We start from the raw sequence: 20,261 nt of genomic DNA, 5'->3' as shown, positions 1-20,261 counted from the left end.
TTACGGAATTAAGTTTAATTTATAAATAATTGAAATCATGAAATTATCATTTTTAGCTGCTTTGCTGTTTGGTTGTACTTGTTTTGGACAAAATAAAACAGACGCAAGTTTGTATATGAAAGCCGAAAAAATAAGTTATCTGACTGACATAGGCTCAGAATCAGGTGATTTGTACTCGACAATTGGACATCATGGGCCTGCAGTCGAAAATCAATGGATGGCATTGAGAATTTATTTTAGCGAAAAAGCAGCTATCGATGTTTATAATAAAGCAAAGGCTGGTTTGGAATTGAAAGAGGCGCATTGGTATCCAACTCCGGAACAACAAAAACAAGGTTGGGGTGCTGATTATTATAAAGTTGGAAATACAGTAGGTTTAGGAGGAATTCGCCTTTGGGACGGAGAAAAAGTAGTTCCGTTGAACCCAGTGACTAATCGTTTGGCTCATGTAGGGAAAACAGATACGACTTCTTTTATGGAAATGATTTCGAAAGGAGTTCCTTATAAAGGGAAAAAAGTAGATATTAAAGTTCGTGTTACTGTTTATTCAGATAGGAGAGATGCCAAAGTTGAAGCTTTTAGCTTGACAGGAGAAAAAGTACAATTTGTTACCGGAATCAATTATTTCAAAGATTTCGAAACTAAAAAAGGAGCAAATTATATCGCTGTTTGGGGAAAACATCCTGAAGACGTAGCTGCTGAAATTATACCAGTTGGTGCGGCGATTATGTATGATCCGAAAGATTATGTGAAAAACACAGATGACGGAACTCAATATTTGTTGATTTCAAAACCAAGTACTTATTTAACAACAAGAATTATTTCTTCTAGTGCCAAAGAACAAGAATTAAATACTTTGGATAAATTAGAAGCTTTTATAAAAAAATAATGTAGCTTTCGCCCAATGGGTGTAGCTATTTTGTGTTACAAATAATTATACCTAAAGGGTTAAAAAGGTTCTGAGATTCTAAGTTTCTGAGATTTGTTATCTTTAAAATCGAATGTTTTATCCATATTGAAGTAATTAGATTTTTAGAAACTTAGTTGCTTAGAGTCTTAGAATCTTTAAAAAAAGAAAGTTATATGTTAAGAATATCAGGTTTATTACTGTTATTGTTTTCTTTCAATGTTTGCAAATCACAGCAGATTGAAAAAAAGACACCTGTAAAAATTGCTTTTATTGCTGATGTCCATTTGAATGACATTTTTGGAAAATTTCAAGACAATGATTACCACGGAATCAAGAATCCGATAACGGGTGAATATGCCAATATTCGAACCATGGGGTCGCAATTGCGTTCTACCAGAATTTTTAATGAAAATTATTTTGCCTTTTTAGCAGCATTAAATGATATTGCGAAAAGAGGTATCAAACAAGTTGCACTTCCAGGTGATTTTAGCGATGACGGGCAACCTATTCATGTGAGGGGTTTGAGAAAAATACTGGACGAGTATTCCAAAAAATACGGAATGTCATTTTTCGTAACTACAGGAAATCATGACGCGGTAAAACCTTTCGCTCAAGATGCCGCAAAAACCGATTTTTTAAGCAAAGATGGTAAAGAACAAATCATAAGTAGTTCTAAAGACATCTTAAAAAAACAGGAAAATCAATTAGAACCCATTATCACTTCCGATATTAAAGACGGAGGTTACAAAGAGACTTTGGACGAAATGGCTGCTTTTGGCTTTTATCCAAAAAAAGAATATTTGTATTGGGAAACTCCTTTTTCGACTTATAAATATCAAGACTATAATTTTGACAAAGCATTAAAAGAATCCGCTTTAGAAAAAAGAATTTACGCAGTTAAAGACACTAATTTATTCCTTCCCGATGCAAGTTATTTGGTCGAACCAATCAAAGGAGTTTGGCTTTTGGCAATAGACGGCAATGCTTATGTCCCGAATCAAAAGTTGTCCGGTTTGCCTAATAATCCGAATGATTTTTCGAATGCCACGACTGGCTACAACAATGTAATTATTTATAAAAGACATTTAATAGATTGGGTAAAAAAGGTTTCGGCGGAAGCCAAAAAAAATGGAAAAATCCTGATTGCTTTCAGTCATTATCCAATGGTCGATTTTAATGATAATGCAACGCCAGAAATAAAGCAACTTTTTGGCTCTGATAAAATGCAAATGCCAAGAGTTCCCAGTGAAGAAGTAGCTCAATTATTTGCGGATGCGGGAATTCAGGTTCATTTTGGCGGACACATGCACATTAACGACACAGGCGTGTACATAAGCCCCAAAGGCAACACTTTGTTTAATATCCAGGCACCTTCTATAGCTGGATATATGCCAGGGTATAAAATACTGACTATAAAATCTAATTCTGATCTTGAGGTTGAAACGGTAGTGGTTCGTTCGGTTCCAAAGTTCAATAGTTTATTCCCTTTTTACAATGAAGAATATGCTCATTTGCAGGAAATAAAAAGTCCGACGATTTGGAATAAAGACATTCTGAAAGCCAAAGATTATGAAGATTTTACGCGATGGCATTTGAAAGAATTAGTCCGACTTCGTTTTTTGCCCGAAGATTTCCCGGCAGATTTTTTAGCATCAATAGTAAAACTTTCAGGCAAGGATTTATTAGAAATCAATAAAAACACCGCGGGAATTGAAAAACAATTGAAAATAAACAACCTTACACTTAACGATTTCGAATCATGGACAGGTTCGGATATGATTTTCGATTTTTACAGGCTAAAAAATGCTGATGAATTGGCCATTCCTGAAATAGGTAATAACCGATTAAAACAGTATCAATTGGTCTGCGAACAGCTAGCAAAATCAAGCGATGAGAAGATGGTTTTATGGTCAAAAATAGTATCGAAAACCATGAACGGAAATCCGTCCAATCATTTTAAAATCAATTTGAATACGAATAAAATTTCTAAGATTCTAAGCCACTAAGTCGCTAAGCTTTTAAAAATCTAAAATTCTCAGTAACTTAGTAACTCAGAAACTTTTTATGCGAAATAAATACTTCATATTATTCCTTTGTTTAATCAGCTTTTATTATTCTCATTCGCAGAATATAAAATTTGATCATTATAACGACAATAATGGTTTGTCTCATAATTCGGTGCGCCATATTGTTCAGGATAAAAAAGGTTTTTTGTGGTTTGGTACATTCTCCGGACTGAATCGTTTTGATGGCTATCAATTCAAAAAATACATGAGTTCTTCTCCAAGTGAGAACCGATTGCATAATGATGATATAACGGCTCTAGAACTTGATAAAACATCCAATGATTTATGGATTGGTACAAGAAAGGGCTTGACGCTATATAAATTAGATACCAACGAATTCACTACTTTTTTACCTCAGGCAAACGATCCAAAAAGTTTACCGGACGAAGAAATTAGAGCAGTACATGTAGATAAATTCAAAAGGATTTGGGTAGGAACCAAAACCAAAGGGGTTTTTATGTTTTTTCAAAATGAAAACCGATTTGAAAAGGTTTCTATTCCCGGTTTTGAATATGTAAATGAAATTTTTGAAGATAAAAATGGCGGAATTTGGGTTGGTAGTTATGAAAAAGGATCGGTTGCAAAAATCACTTTGGACAATAAAGGCGAGATTGTTCGTATCAATAATTATGGCTTGACTGTTCCTAATTCAAACAGTAAAAACCCTTACATTAATTTTATTTACGAAGACGCGAAACTGGATATTTTTATTGGAACCCGTGAAGGACTTTACAAATTAGATAAAACAGCCAATAAATTTGTAAATCTCTATATCGAAGACAAGGAAATCAGAAACAATTTGGGGCCTTATTTCTTGTCCGTTGCACAGGCACCAGACGGGAAATACTGGGTGGGTACACTTGGAGGCTTATTGGTTTGCAATCAATTGGAAGACATACAAAAAGGCAATTACAAATGGTATTATTCGGTATTATCTGACGATACTTCTATAGTTGACAATTTAGTTTCGGCATTGTATTTTGATGCTTCGGGCGTATTGTGGATTGGAACCGAGGACGGATTAGACAAATACGATCCTTACGAAAACCAGTTTGTTCTCAATAAAGACATATCACATTTTATTGGAAACCAAGCGCCCCGCATTCGTGGTTTTTCTAAAACGTATGACAATAAATTAATCGTCGAGACAAGACACAATGGGCTTTTTATTTCCAATGCTAAAGGTTTTGCTCCCTTATATAATCCGAAGAAAGACATGGCAAGTATTTATTCTGAGGACGGAAAAATATTTTACTGTGGTCTTTGGAATGGAAATGTGCTGATTTATAATTATGCGACCAATAGTTCAAAAGAAGTTACTTTAGGATTTGGTATAACTCCTGTATTCGCGTTCAGCAAAATTAGCGATCAGGCTCTTATGATAGGTTCTTTTGGTGAAGGGGCGATTATTTTAAATACCAATACGTTGCAAGTACAATCAACGACGGGTAAATTGCTTCCCGGCTATCAAATCAATGCAATAGAAAAGGATAACGCCAATAATGTTTGGTTTGCAACAGAAACCGGTGTGGCAAAATACAATACTAAATCTGGCCAAGTCAAAATATATAAATCACTTTATGCACAGGAGAAAGGGATACCACACGATGATAATATTAGTGATATTTTGGTTGATTCCAAAGAAAGGATTTGGGCTTCGACACGTTTAGGTTTATGTCTATATGATCACTCAAAAGATAATTTTAAACCAGTTACAAATCCAAAGGAACTTTCCGGAAACTGGATTACAGATATGCTTTCGGACAAGAAGGGGAATTTGTGGCTAAACATTAATAACAACACGGTAGCAAGACTTAATGCTAATCTGAAAGATGTAAATGTCTATCATGTAAAAAGTGGAAATAGACTGGACGTTTTTAGCTCCAGTAGTTTTTTTAACCTGAATAGTTCAAACATTTATTTGGGGAGTAAAAATGGTATTATTTATTTTTCTTTGGATAAAATCATAAATAACAAATGGTCTCCAATGCCTGTTATAACGGAATTTAAAATTCAAAATGAAGAGGTTGTTCCAGGGACTGAAATTAACGGACAAGTGCCTTTTCTGTCTGATTTGAATTACAGTAAAAAGGTTGAGCTTAGTTATAAAAACAGGGATTTTTCGCTTCAGTTTTCGACTCCGTCTTTTACAAACGAAAAGCTGAACAAATTTGAATACATGCTCGAAGGTTTTGATAAAGAATGGATTACGACCAATAGTAATTCAAGAACGGTTCAATATACCAACCTTTATCCGGGGAAATATGTTTTTAAAATAAGATCCAGTAATAGTGATGGACGTTGGAGCAAGGTGGTTTCTTATGAAATAGAAATTTTGCCGCCTTTTTGGCTTACTCCTTTTGCATTGTTTTTATTCCTTATTTTGCTTGGTGTTATTTTTTATTTTGTTCGAAAAGAGATTAAAAACCGCATTCTATTAAAACAGGAATTATTAACTGAAAAAATTAAACGCGAGCAAGACATTAAACTGAATAATGAAAAGCTTCGTTTTTTTACCAATATCTCACATGAGTTAAGAACTCCGTTGACCCTGATTCTTGGTCCTGCCAAACAATTAATGGAGGAAGGAAATGCAAGCGAATACCAAAAAAGCAGGTATAATTTGATTCATCAAAACGCGAGCAGAATGCTGAATCTGGTAAATCAGGTTTTGGATTTTAGAAAAGCACAGGCTGGAGAATTAAAACTTAAAGTTTCAAAAACTGATATTATTGCCTATTCTAAAAATATTTTTGAATCGTTTAAAGAATTGGCTTTCAATAAAAACATCACTTTAAATTTTATTACCGAAAACGAAAATATAGTTGGCTGGATAGATAACGATAAATACGATAAGATCCTATACAATCTGTTGTCCAATGCCTTAAAATTTACAAATAATCACGGGAATGTAGATTTGTTTATTAGGCTGAAAGATGGCGATGAGGGATTGTTAGTTTTTGAAGTAAGTGACAATGGGGTTGGGATTCCTGTAAAAAGCCAGGAGAAAATTTTCAAACGTTTTTATCAGGTAAGCACCAATAAAACACATCAAAATACGGGATCCGGGATTGGCTTGTCATTGGTAAAATCATTGGTAAGTCTCCATAAAGGAACAATTAAATTACAAAGTACCGTGGGTGAAGGAAGTGTATTTACAGTTGAATTACCGATAGCCCGCGAATTTTATAACGAGAAAGAAGTATTTGAGTATGTTTTGAAAAATGACAATCAAAGTATGCCCGTTCCTGAAAAAACGGTGAAGAAAATAATTCAAAATACCGAGGTAAAACAGAAGATATTAGTTGTTGAAGATAATGTTGAACTCAGAAAATATTTAGTTGATTATCTATCCGATTATTACAAAGTTTATGATGCCGAAAATGGAGAGGAGGGACTAAAGATTTGCAGACAAATTAAGCCAATCCTTTGTGTTGCCGATGTTATGATGCCAGTCATGGACGGGCTCGAATTTTGTGAACAACTAAAAAAGGATGAGTTTATTAGTCATATTCCGGTCATTTTATTGACCGCACTTTCTGAAAATGATGATAAGGTAAGAGGTTACGGTATTGGTGCTGATAGTTATATCGTAAAACCATTTGAGCCTTCGTTGCTAAAAACCGTTATTGAAAATATTATTAAATCAAGATTAGAGCTAAAAGCAAAATTCTCAGGCGAAGTTGAAAGTAAAGTTGGTTTGCTTACACATTCTCCAATTGATGAAGAGTTTATGACAAAAGTTACCGGTTTGATAAATGACAATATAAGTGAATTGGAGTTGTCCACAGAATTTTTGTGTGACAAATTAGGAGTAAGCTCTTCAAAATTATATCGAAAAATTAAGGAGCTTACCGATTTGGCTCCTAACGAATTTATCAGGACCATCCGTTTGAAAAAAGCGGCCGAACTTCTCAAATCCAAAAGATATAATGTTTCTGAAGTAACCGAATTAGTCGGTTTTAATGATCCATTATATTTTAGCAGATGTTTTAAAAAGCAGTTTGGTTTTCCACCAAGTAAGTTAATTGGAGGGTGATTTTTTATAAAGATTAGTTATTATTTATAAGTTACAAATTGAAATCATAGCGCAAATTAATTTGTGAAAATTTGTGCAATTTGTGGTAAAAAATAGAAGCTTTAATTTCATTTGATTCGATAGAATTACATAATGTTTCGAAGGAATTTTAAAAAATGCGTAAATGTCTTTTGACTTTACGCATTTTCATTTTAGTCGGAACAATAGATATTTATGATACTTTTTATGGATAAAACATCTAAATTTTTAAAACTTTGAAAATCATTTATCTAAATTAAAATCTATCCATGTTTTTGATGAATTAGTCCATTCCGTTTTTTAATTCAAGGGCTATTTTTGTCTTGTAACTTTTTAATTATTTAACATGAAAAAGATAATAGATACGGATAAGCCTTTAAAGAATTTAGACGAGTGGGAAGATGATTTGTTGACACGTTATCCAGACCCGGCAGAGACCAAAAAAGAGAAAGAAGAGTTTAGAAATTATGTTGACTCAGAAAGGGTAGAAACAGTTAAAGAGTTTTACAGAATGAATCATACCTATCAAACGTATGATTTTGTATGTAGCAAAGAAGAGGAGTTTTTACAATTCAATAAAAAAAGTATGTCGATTTGGGAAGCAGTAGAGTTCTTGAATACCCTTGTTGACGATAGCGACCCGGATATCGATTTAGATCAAACCCAACACCTTTTACAAACTTCTGAAGCAATTAGGGCTGATGGACACGAAGACTGGTTTGTTCTTACTGGATTTTTACATGACCTGGGAAAAGTTCTATGTTTGTTTGGAGAGCCGCAATGGGCTGTAGTTGGAGATACTTTTCCTGTAGGTTGTGCGTATTCGGATAAAATTGTTTACCCTGAATTTTTTAAGGAAAATCCGGATTATACAGATGAGAGATTTAATACCAAATTTGGTGTTTATTCTGAAAACTGTGGTCTTGATAAAGTAAAAATGAGTTGGGGACATGATGAGTATTTGTACCAAATCATGAAAGACTACTTGCCAGATCCTGCACTTTACATGATCAGATATCATTCATTTTATTCGCAACACAGGGAAAATGCCTATGCACATTTAATGAATGAAAGAGATGTAGAGATGTTCGAATGGGTTAAAAAGTTCAATCCTTACGATTTATACACAAAGGCGCCTGTTAAACCAGATGTAAAAGCCTTGCTTCCTTACTACAAAGAATTAGTAGCTAAGTATTTGCCTGAGAAGCTTAATTTTTAGGAACAAATCACATTATTTCGATTAAGAAGTTCTTCCTGCAAGGTTTTTAAAACCTTGTAGGTCTAACTCTTTATGGATTATGAAAAAGAATATTAAATGAAGAAAATTAGAACTGGAATACTATTATTTTGCCTGGCTGCAATCTCTGCGACGACTGTTTTAGGACAAGAGAAAGCAGGAAGAAATGATTGGGAAAATCCGGAAGTGTTTCAGATTAACCGAGAGCCTGCCCGCGCAACATTTCTTCCTTATGCAGATGAAACATCGGCACTAAAAGATAATTATACTAGTTCGCCTTGGTATTTTTCATTGAATGGTAAATGGAAATTTTCATGGTCACCAACACCGGACCAGCGCCCGAAAGATTTTTATAAAACAGATTTCAGCACTGTAAATTGGAAAGAAATTTCAGTGCCTGCCAATTGGGAATTGAACGGTTACGGTATTCCGATTTATACCAATATCACCTATCCTTTTGAAAGAAATCCACCTTTTATCAATCATTCGGATAATCCCGTTGGTTCGTATAAAAGAGATTTTGTTTTGCCTGATAATTGGAACAACAGACACGTATTTCTTCATTTTGAAGCAGGAACGTCGGCGATGTATATTTGGGTGAATGGGGAAAAAGTAGGTTATACAGAGAATACAAAAAGTCCCGCTGAATTTGACATTTCCAAATACGTGAAATCGGGAAAAAACAGTTTGGCAGTTGAGGTGTATAGATGGAGTGATGGTTCTTACCTTGAAGATCAGGATTTTTGGAGACTTTCAGGAATTGACAGAAATGTGTATTTGTATAGTACTAATGACATTCGTATTTCAGATTTTTTTGCAAAACCTGATTTAGATTCAAATTACAAAAACGGTAGTTTGAGCGTAGATGTGAATTTGAAAAATTTGTCTTCGACTTCGATAAACAATCAAAAATTGGAGGCCAAATTAGTTGATACTTCAGGAAAGAATGTTTTTGTAAAAGAGCTAAAAGTAAATTTTGATGCGAATAAAATCAATACAATCAATTTCTCTCAAAATGTAGCCAGTCCAAAATTATGGAGCTCCGAAGCGCCAAATTTATACACTTTGTTACTTACGCTAAAGAATGAGAAAGGAACTATAATTGAATCGGTTTCTACTGAAATTGGTTTCAGAAAAGTGGAGTTGAAAGGTGGGCAAGTATTAGTGAACGGAGTTAGAATTATGTTTCATGGTGTAAATATCCATGAGCATAACCCTGTTACCGGGCATTATCAGGATGAAGCTACGATGATGAAGGATATTAAATTGATGAAACAGCTTAATATCAATGCGGTGCGCCTCAGCCATTATCCTAACAACGTTGTTTGGATGAAACTTTGCAATAAATACGGATTGTATTTGGTTGATGAAGCTAATATCGAAAGTCACGGAATGGGAGTAGAGGGACAGCCTTTAATTTGGATGAATCCAAAAACTAATCCTGGTCATCTTCCGGAGTGGCATGCAGCTCACATGGACAGAATTTACAGTTTGGTTGAAAGGGATAAAAATCAGCCTGCGGTACTATTTTGGTCATTAGGAAATGAAAGTGCGAACGGACCTGTATTTCATGATGCTTATAAATGGATAAAAAACAGAGACAAAACCCGATTGGTTCAGTTTGAGCAAGCTAAAGAAAATGAGAATACTGATATTGTTTGCCCAATGTATCCAAAAATTGAATACATGAAAGAATATGCGGAGCGCAAAGAAGTGAAACGTCCTTTCATCATGTGTGAGTATTCGCATTCGATGGGGAACAGCAACGGAAACTTTCAGGAATATTGGGATATTATTCGCGGAAGCAAAAATATGCAGGGCGGATTTATCTGGGATTGGGTAGATCAGGGTTTTGAAGTAAAAGATGAAGCAGGGCGTAAATACTGGGCTTACGGCGGTGATTTGGGAAGTCAAAATTATACCAATGACGAAAATTTTTGTCATAACGGATTGGTTTGGCCAGACAGAGTTCCGCATCCGGGAGCGTTTGAAGTAAAAAAAGTATATCAGGATATTTTGTTTACAGCTGTTGATGTTAAAAATGGAGTAATTGAAATAATAAATGATTTCGGATTTACAAATTTGAATAAATACCACTTTAAATATCAAATTTTAGAAAACGGAAAAAGTATCAAAGAGGGTACTATTGAAGTTGTTCTGAATCCGAAATCTAAAAAACAGTTTAAAATTGATTTGCCAAAGTTAGAATCAAAAGCAGGTACAGAATATTTATTGAATGTTTTTGTCTATACCAAAACAGGTTCTGAAATAGTACCGCAAAATTTTGAAATCGCCAGAGAACAATTTGTTATCGATAATGGAAATTATTTTGCAAAAACGGCTGAGACAAAATCTTGTAAAATAAAGGAGGATCAAAATGAATTTGTACTGAGCGCAGCCGATGTAGTTGTTAAAATTAAGAAAGCTACCGGATTGATTTCCTATTACAGTTTGAAAGGGCAAGAGTATTTTAAACAATATCCGGAACCTAATTTTTGGAGAGCTCCGACTGATAATGATTTTGGAAACAAAATGCCGATAAAAGCGAATGTTTGGCGAACAGCAGGTGAAAACAGCACTTTGGAAACCATTCAAATTGTTGAGGAAAATGGAAAAGAATATGTTGTTGCCAAACTAAAGCTTAACGATGTCGTATCCGATTATACAATCAAATATGCATTGAGTAATGATGGAGCTTTGGAAGTACAATCGGCATTTAAAAGGGGGAATAACCCATTGCCGGATATGCCGCGTTTTGGGATGATTTTTTCTCTTAAAAAGGATTTTGAAAACCTCGATTATTACGGAAGAGGACCATGGGAAAATTATTCGGACAGAAATGAATCTTCTCTCAAAGGGATTTATCAAAGTAAAGTAGCCGACCAATATGTGCCTTATACGCGTCCTCAGGAGAATGGTTATAAAACAGATGTTCGTTGGTTTAAACTTTCAGACAATAAAGGAAAAGGATTTGAAATACAAGGATTGCAACCTTTGGGGATGAGTACTTTGAATAATTATCCAAGTGATTTTGACCCGGGATTGACGAAGAAAAATCAGCACATAAGTGATATCACTCCTAGAAATGAGGTTGTGGTTTGTGTCGATTTGACCCAAAGAGGATTGGGAGGAGACACCAGTTGGGGAATGTTGCCACATGAGCAATATTTGTTGAAAGGAAATGAATACAGTTATGGTTTTGTGATAAAACCAATTGAGTAAAAAGGGTGAGTGAGGAAAGACCTAACAGGTTTTTAAAATATAAGCATTTGGAAGAGTAGAGAAAGTAAGGGGCGTCCGATTTTACACAATATTGTCATTCCGACGAAGGAGGAATCACACTAGTTGATTACGTTATGTGATTTCTCCCGCTGGTCGAAATGACAAATCTTTACGGATACTATGCTTGCTGAAGTCTTAAGCTCCAAAAGCAATAATTAAAACCCGAGTCAAAAAAAATATTAAAAATGTATTGATGCTTTTAAAGCAATCAATACTTTAACCTACTTATAAAACAGTACTATATGAGCGATACTACTACAAATGGGAGATTAATTTCTCTGGATGCTTTGCGAGGGTTTGTGATGTTTTGGATTATGAGCGGAGAACACATCATTCATGCTTTGGCAAAGGCTGCTCCGATTCCGGTTTTTATATGGATGTCGTCACAATTACACCATACAGAGTGGGATGGGATTACGTTTTATGACATGATTTTCCCTGTATTTCTTTTTGTTGCAGGAGTTTCCATGCCTTTTTCTTTTGATAAAAAGATGAAAATAGCAGGCGTGAATACTCCTAGCGAATTACCATCTAAGGAAAAGCGAAAAATATATTTATCGATGTTAAAAAGAACCTGCATTCTATTGGTGTTGGGATTTGTGGTAAACGGATTGTTGAAATTTGATGGCTATGAGCAGACGCGTTTTGCCAGCGTATTGGGACGTATCGGTCTTGCTTGGTTTTTTGCGGGGATTATCTATTTGAATTTTGATATAAAAGGACAAGTGCTTTGGTTTGTGGGCATTTTGGTTGGTTATTATGTAGTTATGAAGTGGATACCGGTTCCTGATTTTGGAGCTGGTATTTTAACCAAAGAAGGCTCTCTGGAAGGATATATTGACCGAATGCTTTTGCCAGGAAGACTACACAGCAAAGTATATGACCCCGAAGGATTATTGTCAACAATACCTGCCATTGCAACAGCTTTGTTGGGAATGTTTTTAGGGACATTTTTAAAAGTGAAAAGTAGTTTTTCAGCAAATAAAAAACTATTAATAATGTTCATTTCAGCACTTACTTTGATGTTGATAGGGCTCATTTGGGATTATGATTTCCCTATTAATAAGCATTTGTGGACAAGCTCTTTTGTGTTTTTTGTGGGCGGATTTAGTGTTTTATTTTTCACTTTTTTTTACCTGACGATTGATGTATGGGGCTTTCATAAATGGGCTTTCCCTTTGATACTAATAGGTTCCAATTCTATTCTGATTTACATGGCGTCTGAAGGGATGGTCAATTTTGGTCATACTGCCAATTATGTGTTTGGAGGAGCAATTAAGATGGCTCCGCTTATTTGGCAGCCCGTGTTTACTACCTTATCGGTAACGCTTGTGCAACTCGCGTTACTTTATTTTCTGTACAAAAGAAAATGGTTCCTAAGAATTTAAAGAGAATATTATAGAATTCAACGGAGCTGAATAATTACGAAAAAAGTAACCAATTTTAAGTTTTATTCGGCTTCAAAAAATATAGACAAAAAGACAAAAAGACAAAAAGACAAAAAATACACTATTAACATTTTAACCACAGACAACTACCAATTATGAATAATTCATTACAAATTGCAGATTATATAGTCTTCCTCATTTATTTTATTCTAGTCACGTCCTATGGACTGTACATTTATAGAAGTAAAAAAAATGTATCGACTAGTTCCAACGAATATTTCTTAGCAGAAGGATCACTTACCTGGTGGGCAATTGGGGCGTCATTAATAGCTTCCAATATTTCAGCGGAGCATTTTATAGGGATGAGCGGTTCGGGTTTTGCGCTTGGATTGGCCATTGCTTCCTACGAATGGATGGCGGCTGCTACATTGATTGTTGTAGCCATATTTATTTTGCCGGTATATCTAAAGAACAAAATATTTACAATGCCACAATTTTTGGCAAAAAGATATAACGAAACGGTTAGTGCCATTATGGCGATCATTTGGTTATTGATTTATGTATTCGTAAACCTTACTTCAATTATCTATTTGGGGGCTTTGGCAATTTCGTCTATAGCACCGGTGAGCTTTGAATTTTGTATTATTGGATTGAGTTTGTTCTCAGTTATAGTTACTTTGGGCGGAATGAAAGTAATCGGTTATACTGATATTTTTCAGGTAGTTGTATTGATTTTGGGAGGATTGGTTACGACTTATTTGTCTCTGACTTTACTTTCGGAGCATTTTGGATTTGGAAAAGATATTCTTAAAGGACTTTCGGTTTTGGCAGAAAAAGCACCGGATCATTTGCATATGATATTCGATAAATCAAACCCGCATTATGCTGAATTGCCGGGAATGTCTGTGCTGATAGGTGGTATGCTTATCAATAATCTGGCGTATTGGGGTTGTAACCAGTACATTGTTCAAAGAGCTTTGGGTGCCGATTTGAAAACTGCCCGAAAAGGGATTTTGTTTGCAGCCTTTTTGAAATTATTAGTTCCTGTAATTGCAGTTCTACCAGGTATTGCGATGTATGTGATGCACCAAAACGGAATGTTTCAGCACGAAATGCTTGATGCCACAGGAGTTTTGAAACCAGATCGCGCTTATCCGACTTTGATGAATTTATTGCCTGCCGGATTAAAAGGAATCGCTTTGGCTGCTTTAACTGCTGCAATTGTCGCTTCTTTGGCTGGAAAAGCGAATAGTATTTCTACGATTTTTTCATTGGATATTTATAAAAAGCATTTCAATAAAAATGCAAGCGAAAGAAAATTGGTACTTATAGGAAGATGGTGTGTCGTGGTTGCTATGATTATCGCTGCTATTGTTGCTCCATCATTAAAATCACTCGACCAAGCTTATCAGTTCATACAAGAATATGTAGGTTTCTTTTCACCGGGAGTTCTTGCCATTTTCTTATTGGGAATGTTTTGGAAAAAAACAACTGCCAAAGCTGGTCTTGCCGGGGCTTTGCTTACAGTGCCAATCGCTACAGTATTGAAGTTCCTGCCTATGTGGACGAATGGAGCTTTCCCAGATTATCCATTTTTGGACAGAATGGAAATTACTTTTGTTGCGATAGTGCTTATCATGGTAGCAATTAGTCTTTTAAATCCAGAACCAAAACAACTTCACGCGGCTCACAAGATTGAAGTTGATAAGTCAATGTTTAAAGTATCTTCAGAATTTATCATCGGATCATTCATTATTAGCGGAATCCTGATAGCATTATATACTGTTTTTTGGTAGCATATTTTTTAAATTAAAAATGTAATGAGTTATAAAAGAATTTTAAACTGTTTTGTCATTTTGTTTTTTCTTTTTCAAATAAGTTTCGGTGCAGAAATTTATGCGAATAAAGGAAAAGATTATTTGGTTACGGCTTTTGGAGCTGTGGCTGATGGCAAAACTGTAAACACCAAAGCAATACAAAAAGCAATTGATGCCGCTAATAAAAACAAGGGAGGAAGAGTTGTTTTTTCAAAAGGGAAATTTCTTTCGGGAAGTATTGTTTTGAAAAGCGGGGTAGAATTGTTTTTTGAGGGAGGAGCAGTTCTCTTGGGAAGTACTGATGTTAATGATTACCCGAAATATGAAGGAAGAAGAGCTTTGGTTGTTGCAACGGCTTCAAAAAATATTTCGATAAGCGGAAAAGGAATTATTGACGGACAAGGAAGAGAATTGGCACTAGCTATAGATAGCTTGCATCATACCGGAGTACGAATTGACCCCGAATATAATTATCGAAGATTGCGCCCAGGTGATGGAAGAGGAAAATTGGTTTCTTTTGTCAAATGTGATTCTATAAAAGTGACTGGCATTACAGTGAAAAACAGCTCTGGTTGGGTGACGTGTTTTGAGCAAAGTTCCAATATTGTTGTTGATTATGTGACGGTTGAAAGCAGAGCCTATTGGAACAATGACGGAATCGACATCAATGGATGCGAAAATGTGAGGGTAACCAATTGCAACGTAAACTCGGCTGACGATGGTATTTGTTTAAAATCGGATTCTGCGGGATTGCAGAATAACAATATTTATATAGCAAATTGTTCCATCAGATCAAGCGCAAGCGCGGTTAAGTTTGGTACCGGTTCGTATGGGAGTTTCAAAAATGTAACTATAGAAAACATTAAGGTGTATGATACTTTCAGATCAGCTATTGCGATTGAATCGGTTGATGGTGCCGAAATAGAAAATATTAAGGTTTCGAACATAGTGGCAGTCAATACAGGAAATGCCATTTTGATTCGGTTAGGTCATAGAAATGGGGTGAAGCCCGGTTATATCAAAAATGTTTCTATCAAAAATGTAAAAGTACAGGTTCCTTTTGGACGCCCTGATATAGATTATGATTTGCGTGGACCGGAGGTAGATTATTTTCATAACCCTTTCCCGGCTTCGATTGCGGGAATTCCGGGGCATGCTATAGAAAATGTTACTTTAGAAAATATTGAAATCATTTATCCGGGAAGAGCTTCCAAAGGAATGGCGTATTTGCCTTTGAGCCGATTAAAAGATGTTCTTGAAAATGAAAAAGGCTATCCTGAATTTACGATGTTTGGCGAGTTGCCTTCTTGGGGATTTTATGTTCGTCATGTCGATGGAATAGAAATGAAGAATATAAAATTGGTCTTGAAAAAAGAAGATTTCCGTCCTGCCTTTGTTTTTGATGATGTAAAAGGACTTCAGATGGAAAAAATCGACGTTCCTTCAGATAAGGTAAACCAAATTATTTTTAAAGATGTTCCTTCAAGTAACCTTGATGCAGAAGCTTTAAAAAGAAAGAGAGAACCGGTACAAAACACTTTTGTTTTGCCGACCAAATAATTTAGATTCAACAATTTTAAATAAGATTTGAAAATAATCTTTTATGACTATCCGTTAATAATACCAACCCAAAATTTTGTTGGCTTATTAAAAAACAAAAGTTTTTTTCTCTTAAAACCATTAAGTAATTAAGCTTCATTAAGCCTAAAAACTTAATTTTCTTAATATCTTAATGGTTAAAAATATTTTTTTTTTGGTCATCTTAGCGGACAGTCATATAATCTTTTAATATATAAACAAATGACAAAGAAACTTGTATTAACTGTAATCGTCTTTTGTATTTCATTGACTGCTATAAGCCAAAAGATCTATGATGTCAAGAAATACGGTGCCAAAGGAGATGGTAAAACCAATGATGCTGTTGCGATTCAAAAGGCAATAGACGCTTGTAGTATAACGGGAGGACGAGTATTAATTCCTGCTCCGTTTACGTTTTTGACAGGGCCTTTCAATGTGAAATCGAATGTGGATTTATATATTGAGGGAGGCGCAAAGATTTTGGCAAGTCCTGACGAAAAATTATATACAGAAAGTGCTTTTCGTGATAATAAAGGCGAAGGTACTATTTGGATTGGCGGAAAAAATATCGAAAACTTTAGCATTAGCGGAAGCGGTAAAATTGACGGAAATGGAATCTCGTTTATGGGAGCTGAAGAAGACGATGCTTATGTGTTAAAGCCTTTCAACGTATTGGATCCGAGACCTCATGTTCTGACGATTATTGGCGGAAAAAATATCAGGATAAAAGATGTTCATATTGGGAATTCGGCTTATTGGACGGTACATCTTATCGGTTGCAACGATGTGGTTGTTAGCGGAATTACGTTGTTAAACAGTTTGAAAGTCCGCAACAGTGACGGAATTGACGTTGATCATTCAAAAAATGTTCGTATTAGTGATTGTTATATAGAAAGCGGGGACGATTGCATTTGCTTAAAAAACAGAAGGGAATTTGAAGAATTTGGAGCTTGTGAAAATATTACGGTTACCAATTGTACGATGACCAGCAGCAGTTGCGCTATCAAAATCGGCTCTGAAAATATGGATGCCATCAGACAGGTGGTGTTCAATAATTGCATTATTAAAAAGAGTAATCGCGGGGTAGGAATTCAAAACAGAGATGAAGGAACGGTGAGCGACGTTATTTTTTCAAATATGATTATCGAAGGCCGCTTGACTACAGATACCTGGTGGGGAAAAGCAGAACCTATTTATATCACGGCTTATCGTCGTGCAAAAGGCAATCATAAAGATGCCAACTGGCGTTTTCCAAAAGGTGCTACAGAAGGGAAAGTGGGAGAAATTCGAAACATTTATTTCACCAATATTCAATGTACGGGTGAAAACGGAGCTTATGTAAGTGCCGAATCCAAAGACAAAATTAAAAATATTGTTTTTGACAATGTGAGTGTTTTTATTGATAAAACAACCACTAACCCAGGTGGGCTTTACGATCGTCGCCCTTGTGAAGCTGATGGTTTTATAAAAGGCAGTACTTCCGGTTTTTATTTTGATGCAGCCGAAAGTGTAAAATTGCAAAACTGCTCTGTGCAATGGGGGAAAAACAAACCCGACTATTTTAAATACGCAGTTGAAAGTAAAAATGTAGATTCTTTGGTAATTAATAATTTAGAAGGACAATCAGCTTTTCCTGAGAAACTGGAAACTGTGAAAAAGCAATAAACAGGGAAGGAAAGGATAGTCTGAATAACTGAAGTTTTTAAATTAGCAGATATAAAATGTAAAGATGCACTGTAGAGATGCACTGCAGTGCATCTTTCTACGTGACGTGTTTAAAAGTAATATAGTATTTCAAAGTAAAAAACAAACAATGAAAAACAATATAATCGCAAAAATAGTCCTGGGAGGTTTATTAGTCAGTGGAATTCATGGCTTTGCGCAAAAGACAACTTTAGAAGTAAACATTGATAAAACCGTTACAAAAATTAAACCGACAATGTTCGGTTTGTTTTTTGAGGATATCAATTTTGCCGCCGATGGAGGATTGTATGCCGAGATGGTTAAAAACCGATCTTTCGAGTTTGATAAACCGTTGATGGGATGGGATCAGCCTAATACCAAAAGAAGTTCTTTGAATAAGCAGTCGGGTGTTGCGACGCCGATCAAAGAATTGAAAAATAAAACCAATACTAATTTTTGCAGAATTCTTATAAATGATCCTCAAGGGTATGCGATCATTAATGAAGGATTTAGAGGAATGGGCGTTAAAAAAGATGCGAAGTACAATCTTTCTTTGAAAGCAGCCAATCATGATGGAGCAATCAAAAAAATAATTATTCAGTTTATTGATAAAGACAAAAATGTAATTGGAGAGACCAATATTGTACCAACATCAGACGAATGGAAAAACTATTCTGCACAATTTGTAGCAACACAAACTGAAGCCAAGGCAAAATTGAAAATCACTTTTGAAGGAACTGGGACTATTGATTTGGACATGATTTCGGTATTTCCGGAAGACACTTGGAAGAACCGAAAAAACGGATTGAGAAAAGACATCGTACAGCTTTTGTACGATATGAAACCTGGATTTTTGCGTTTCCCTGGCGGTTGCATTGTTGAGGGAAGAACGTTGGCAGACCGCTATCAATGGAAAAATTCGGTTGGAAATGTTGAGGACAGAAAAACGATGATGAACCGTTGGAACGTGGAGTTCCCCAGTAAACAGACTCCAGATTATTTTCAAAGTTTCGGACTTGGATTTTACGAATATTTTCAGCTTTCAGAAGATATTGGCGCAACGCCATTGCCTATTTTAAGTTGCGGAATGGCTTGCCAGTATAATACAGGGGAATTGGCGCCAATTGCAGAACTGGATCCTTATGTTCAAGATGCGTTGGACTTAATCGAATTTGCCAACGGCGGAGTTGATACACCTTGGGGCAAAGTGCGTTCGGATATGGGGCACCCAAAACCGTTTAATTTAAAACTAATAGGTGTTGGTAACGAGCAATGGGGGCCGGATTATATTGAAAGATATAAAGTTTTTGAAAAAGCGATTAAATCAAAATATCCAAACATAACTATCGTGTCGGGTAGTGGTCCCTCGCCAGATGGGGAGTTTTTTGACTATGGTATGCAGGAACTCAAAAAACTGAATGCCGAACTCGTAGATGAACATTATTATAAAAGTCCGCAATGGTTCAGGGAAAATGCGACCCGTTATGATAACTACGACCGCAAAGGACCGAAAATATTTGCAGGGGAATATGCTGCCCAAAGCGGTTCCTCCGGACCAAATCCAAGAAACAAAAATAATTGGGAATGCGCGTTCTCTGAAGCGGCTTTCATGACCGGATTGGAGCGCAATGCCGAAGTGGTTAATTTGTGTTCCTATGCGCCACTGATGGCTCATGAAGAAGCTTGGCAATGGGCACCGGACATGCTTTGGTTCAATAATTTGCAGGTAATAGGGACAGCCAATTATTATGTGCAAAAGTTGTTTTCAGCCAATAAGGGAACCGATTTATTAACGATCACCAAAGACGGAAAAGCGTTAACAGGGCAAAACAATCTCTATGCTTCTGCCGTGAAAGATATGAATACCAAAGAAGTGATTGTAAAATTAGTCAATACAGCAACAACAGCTCAAGAAGTTACGATTGATTTAAAAGGAAGTAAATTGGCCTCAAAGGGAACTTTAATTACACTAACCAGCCCGGATTTACAAGATGAAAATACTTTTACCGAACCCACAAAAATAAGCCCGATAGAAAGCGAGTATAAATTGAAAGGGGAGAAAGCACAATTGAGTTTGCCTGCATATTCAGTAAATATTTTGAAATTGAAAATGGAGTAATAGAAGTCTGAATCAAGAAGAGTAAAGGAAAATACTTTTATAAGAAACAGCGCAATCTGGAAGACATTCGGATTGCGCTGTTTCTTATTTGTCTTAATAGAATATTTTGAAGCTATTTTATTGA

At 35.6% G+C, this 20,261-nt stretch carries 10 protein-coding genes; all 10 read left to right on the top strand.

Annotated elements, in window-relative coordinates; genetic code table 11:
• Positions 1-37: 37 nt before the first annotated feature.
• Complete coding sequence (locus OZP12_RS19005) at positions 38-889, top strand: DUF4861 family protein (protein ID WP_281226652.1); 852 nt, start codon at positions 38-40, stop codon at positions 887-889.
• Between the two features lie 194 nt (positions 890-1,083).
• Entirely contained in the window at positions 1,084-2,916 is a 1,833-nt protein-coding gene (locus tag OZP12_RS19000; RefSeq protein WP_281226651.1) for a metallophosphoesterase family protein, read from the top strand.
• 58 nt (positions 2,917-2,974) lie between these two features.
• Entirely contained in the window at positions 2,975-7,015 is a 4,041-nt protein-coding gene (locus OZP12_RS18995) for a two-component regulator propeller domain-containing protein (protein ID WP_281226650.1), read from the top strand.
• 364 nt (positions 7,016-7,379) lie between these two features.
• Complete coding sequence (locus tag OZP12_RS18990; RefSeq protein ID WP_281226649.1) at positions 7,380-8,252, top strand: inositol oxygenase family protein; 873 nt, start codon at positions 7,380-7,382, stop codon at positions 8,250-8,252.
• Positions 8,253-8,348: 96 nt separating this feature from the next.
• Entirely contained in the window at positions 8,349-11,492 is a 3,144-nt protein-coding gene (lacZ, locus tag OZP12_RS18985; RefSeq protein WP_281226648.1) for a beta-galactosidase, LacZ type, read from the top strand.
• Between the two features lie 302 nt (positions 11,493-11,794).
• The gene (locus OZP12_RS18980) at positions 11,795-12,940 is read left to right on the top strand and encodes an acyltransferase family protein (protein ID WP_281226646.1); all 1,146 of its coding nucleotides are present in this window, start codon (positions 11,795-11,797) and stop codon (positions 12,938-12,940) included.
• 155 nt (positions 12,941-13,095) lie between these two features.
• Positions 13,096-14,736 carry a sodium:solute symporter family transporter gene (locus tag OZP12_RS18975; RefSeq protein ID WP_281226645.1) on the top strand — a complete coding sequence of 547 codons (1,641 nt, stop codon included), beginning with the start codon at positions 13,096-13,098 and terminating at the stop codon, positions 14,734-14,736.
• A gap of 24 nt (positions 14,737-14,760) precedes the next feature.
• Positions 14,761-16,317, top strand: a complete 1,557-nt coding sequence (locus OZP12_RS18970; RefSeq protein WP_281226644.1) for a glycoside hydrolase family 28 protein — start codon at positions 14,761-14,763, stop codon at positions 16,315-16,317.
• Positions 16,318-16,557: 240 nt separating this feature from the next.
• On the top strand, positions 16,558-18,000 hold the full coding sequence (locus OZP12_RS18965; protein ID WP_281226642.1) for a glycoside hydrolase family 28 protein: 1,443 nt from the start codon (positions 16,558-16,560) through the stop codon (positions 17,998-18,000).
• Between the two features lie 148 nt (positions 18,001-18,148).
• The gene (locus tag OZP12_RS18960) at positions 18,149-20,137 is read left to right on the top strand and encodes an alpha-L-arabinofuranosidase C-terminal domain-containing protein (RefSeq protein ID WP_281226641.1); all 1,989 of its coding nucleotides are present in this window, start codon (positions 18,149-18,151) and stop codon (positions 20,135-20,137) included.
• Positions 20,138-20,261: the final 124 nt, after the last annotated feature.

Origin of the sequence: Flavobacterium aquiphilum (assembly GCF_027111335.1) — a bacterium.
Lineage (GTDB): Bacteria > Bacteroidota > Bacteroidia > Flavobacteriales > Flavobacteriaceae > Flavobacterium > Flavobacterium aquiphilum.
This window is presented reverse-complemented; position numbering and strand designations above follow the sequence as displayed.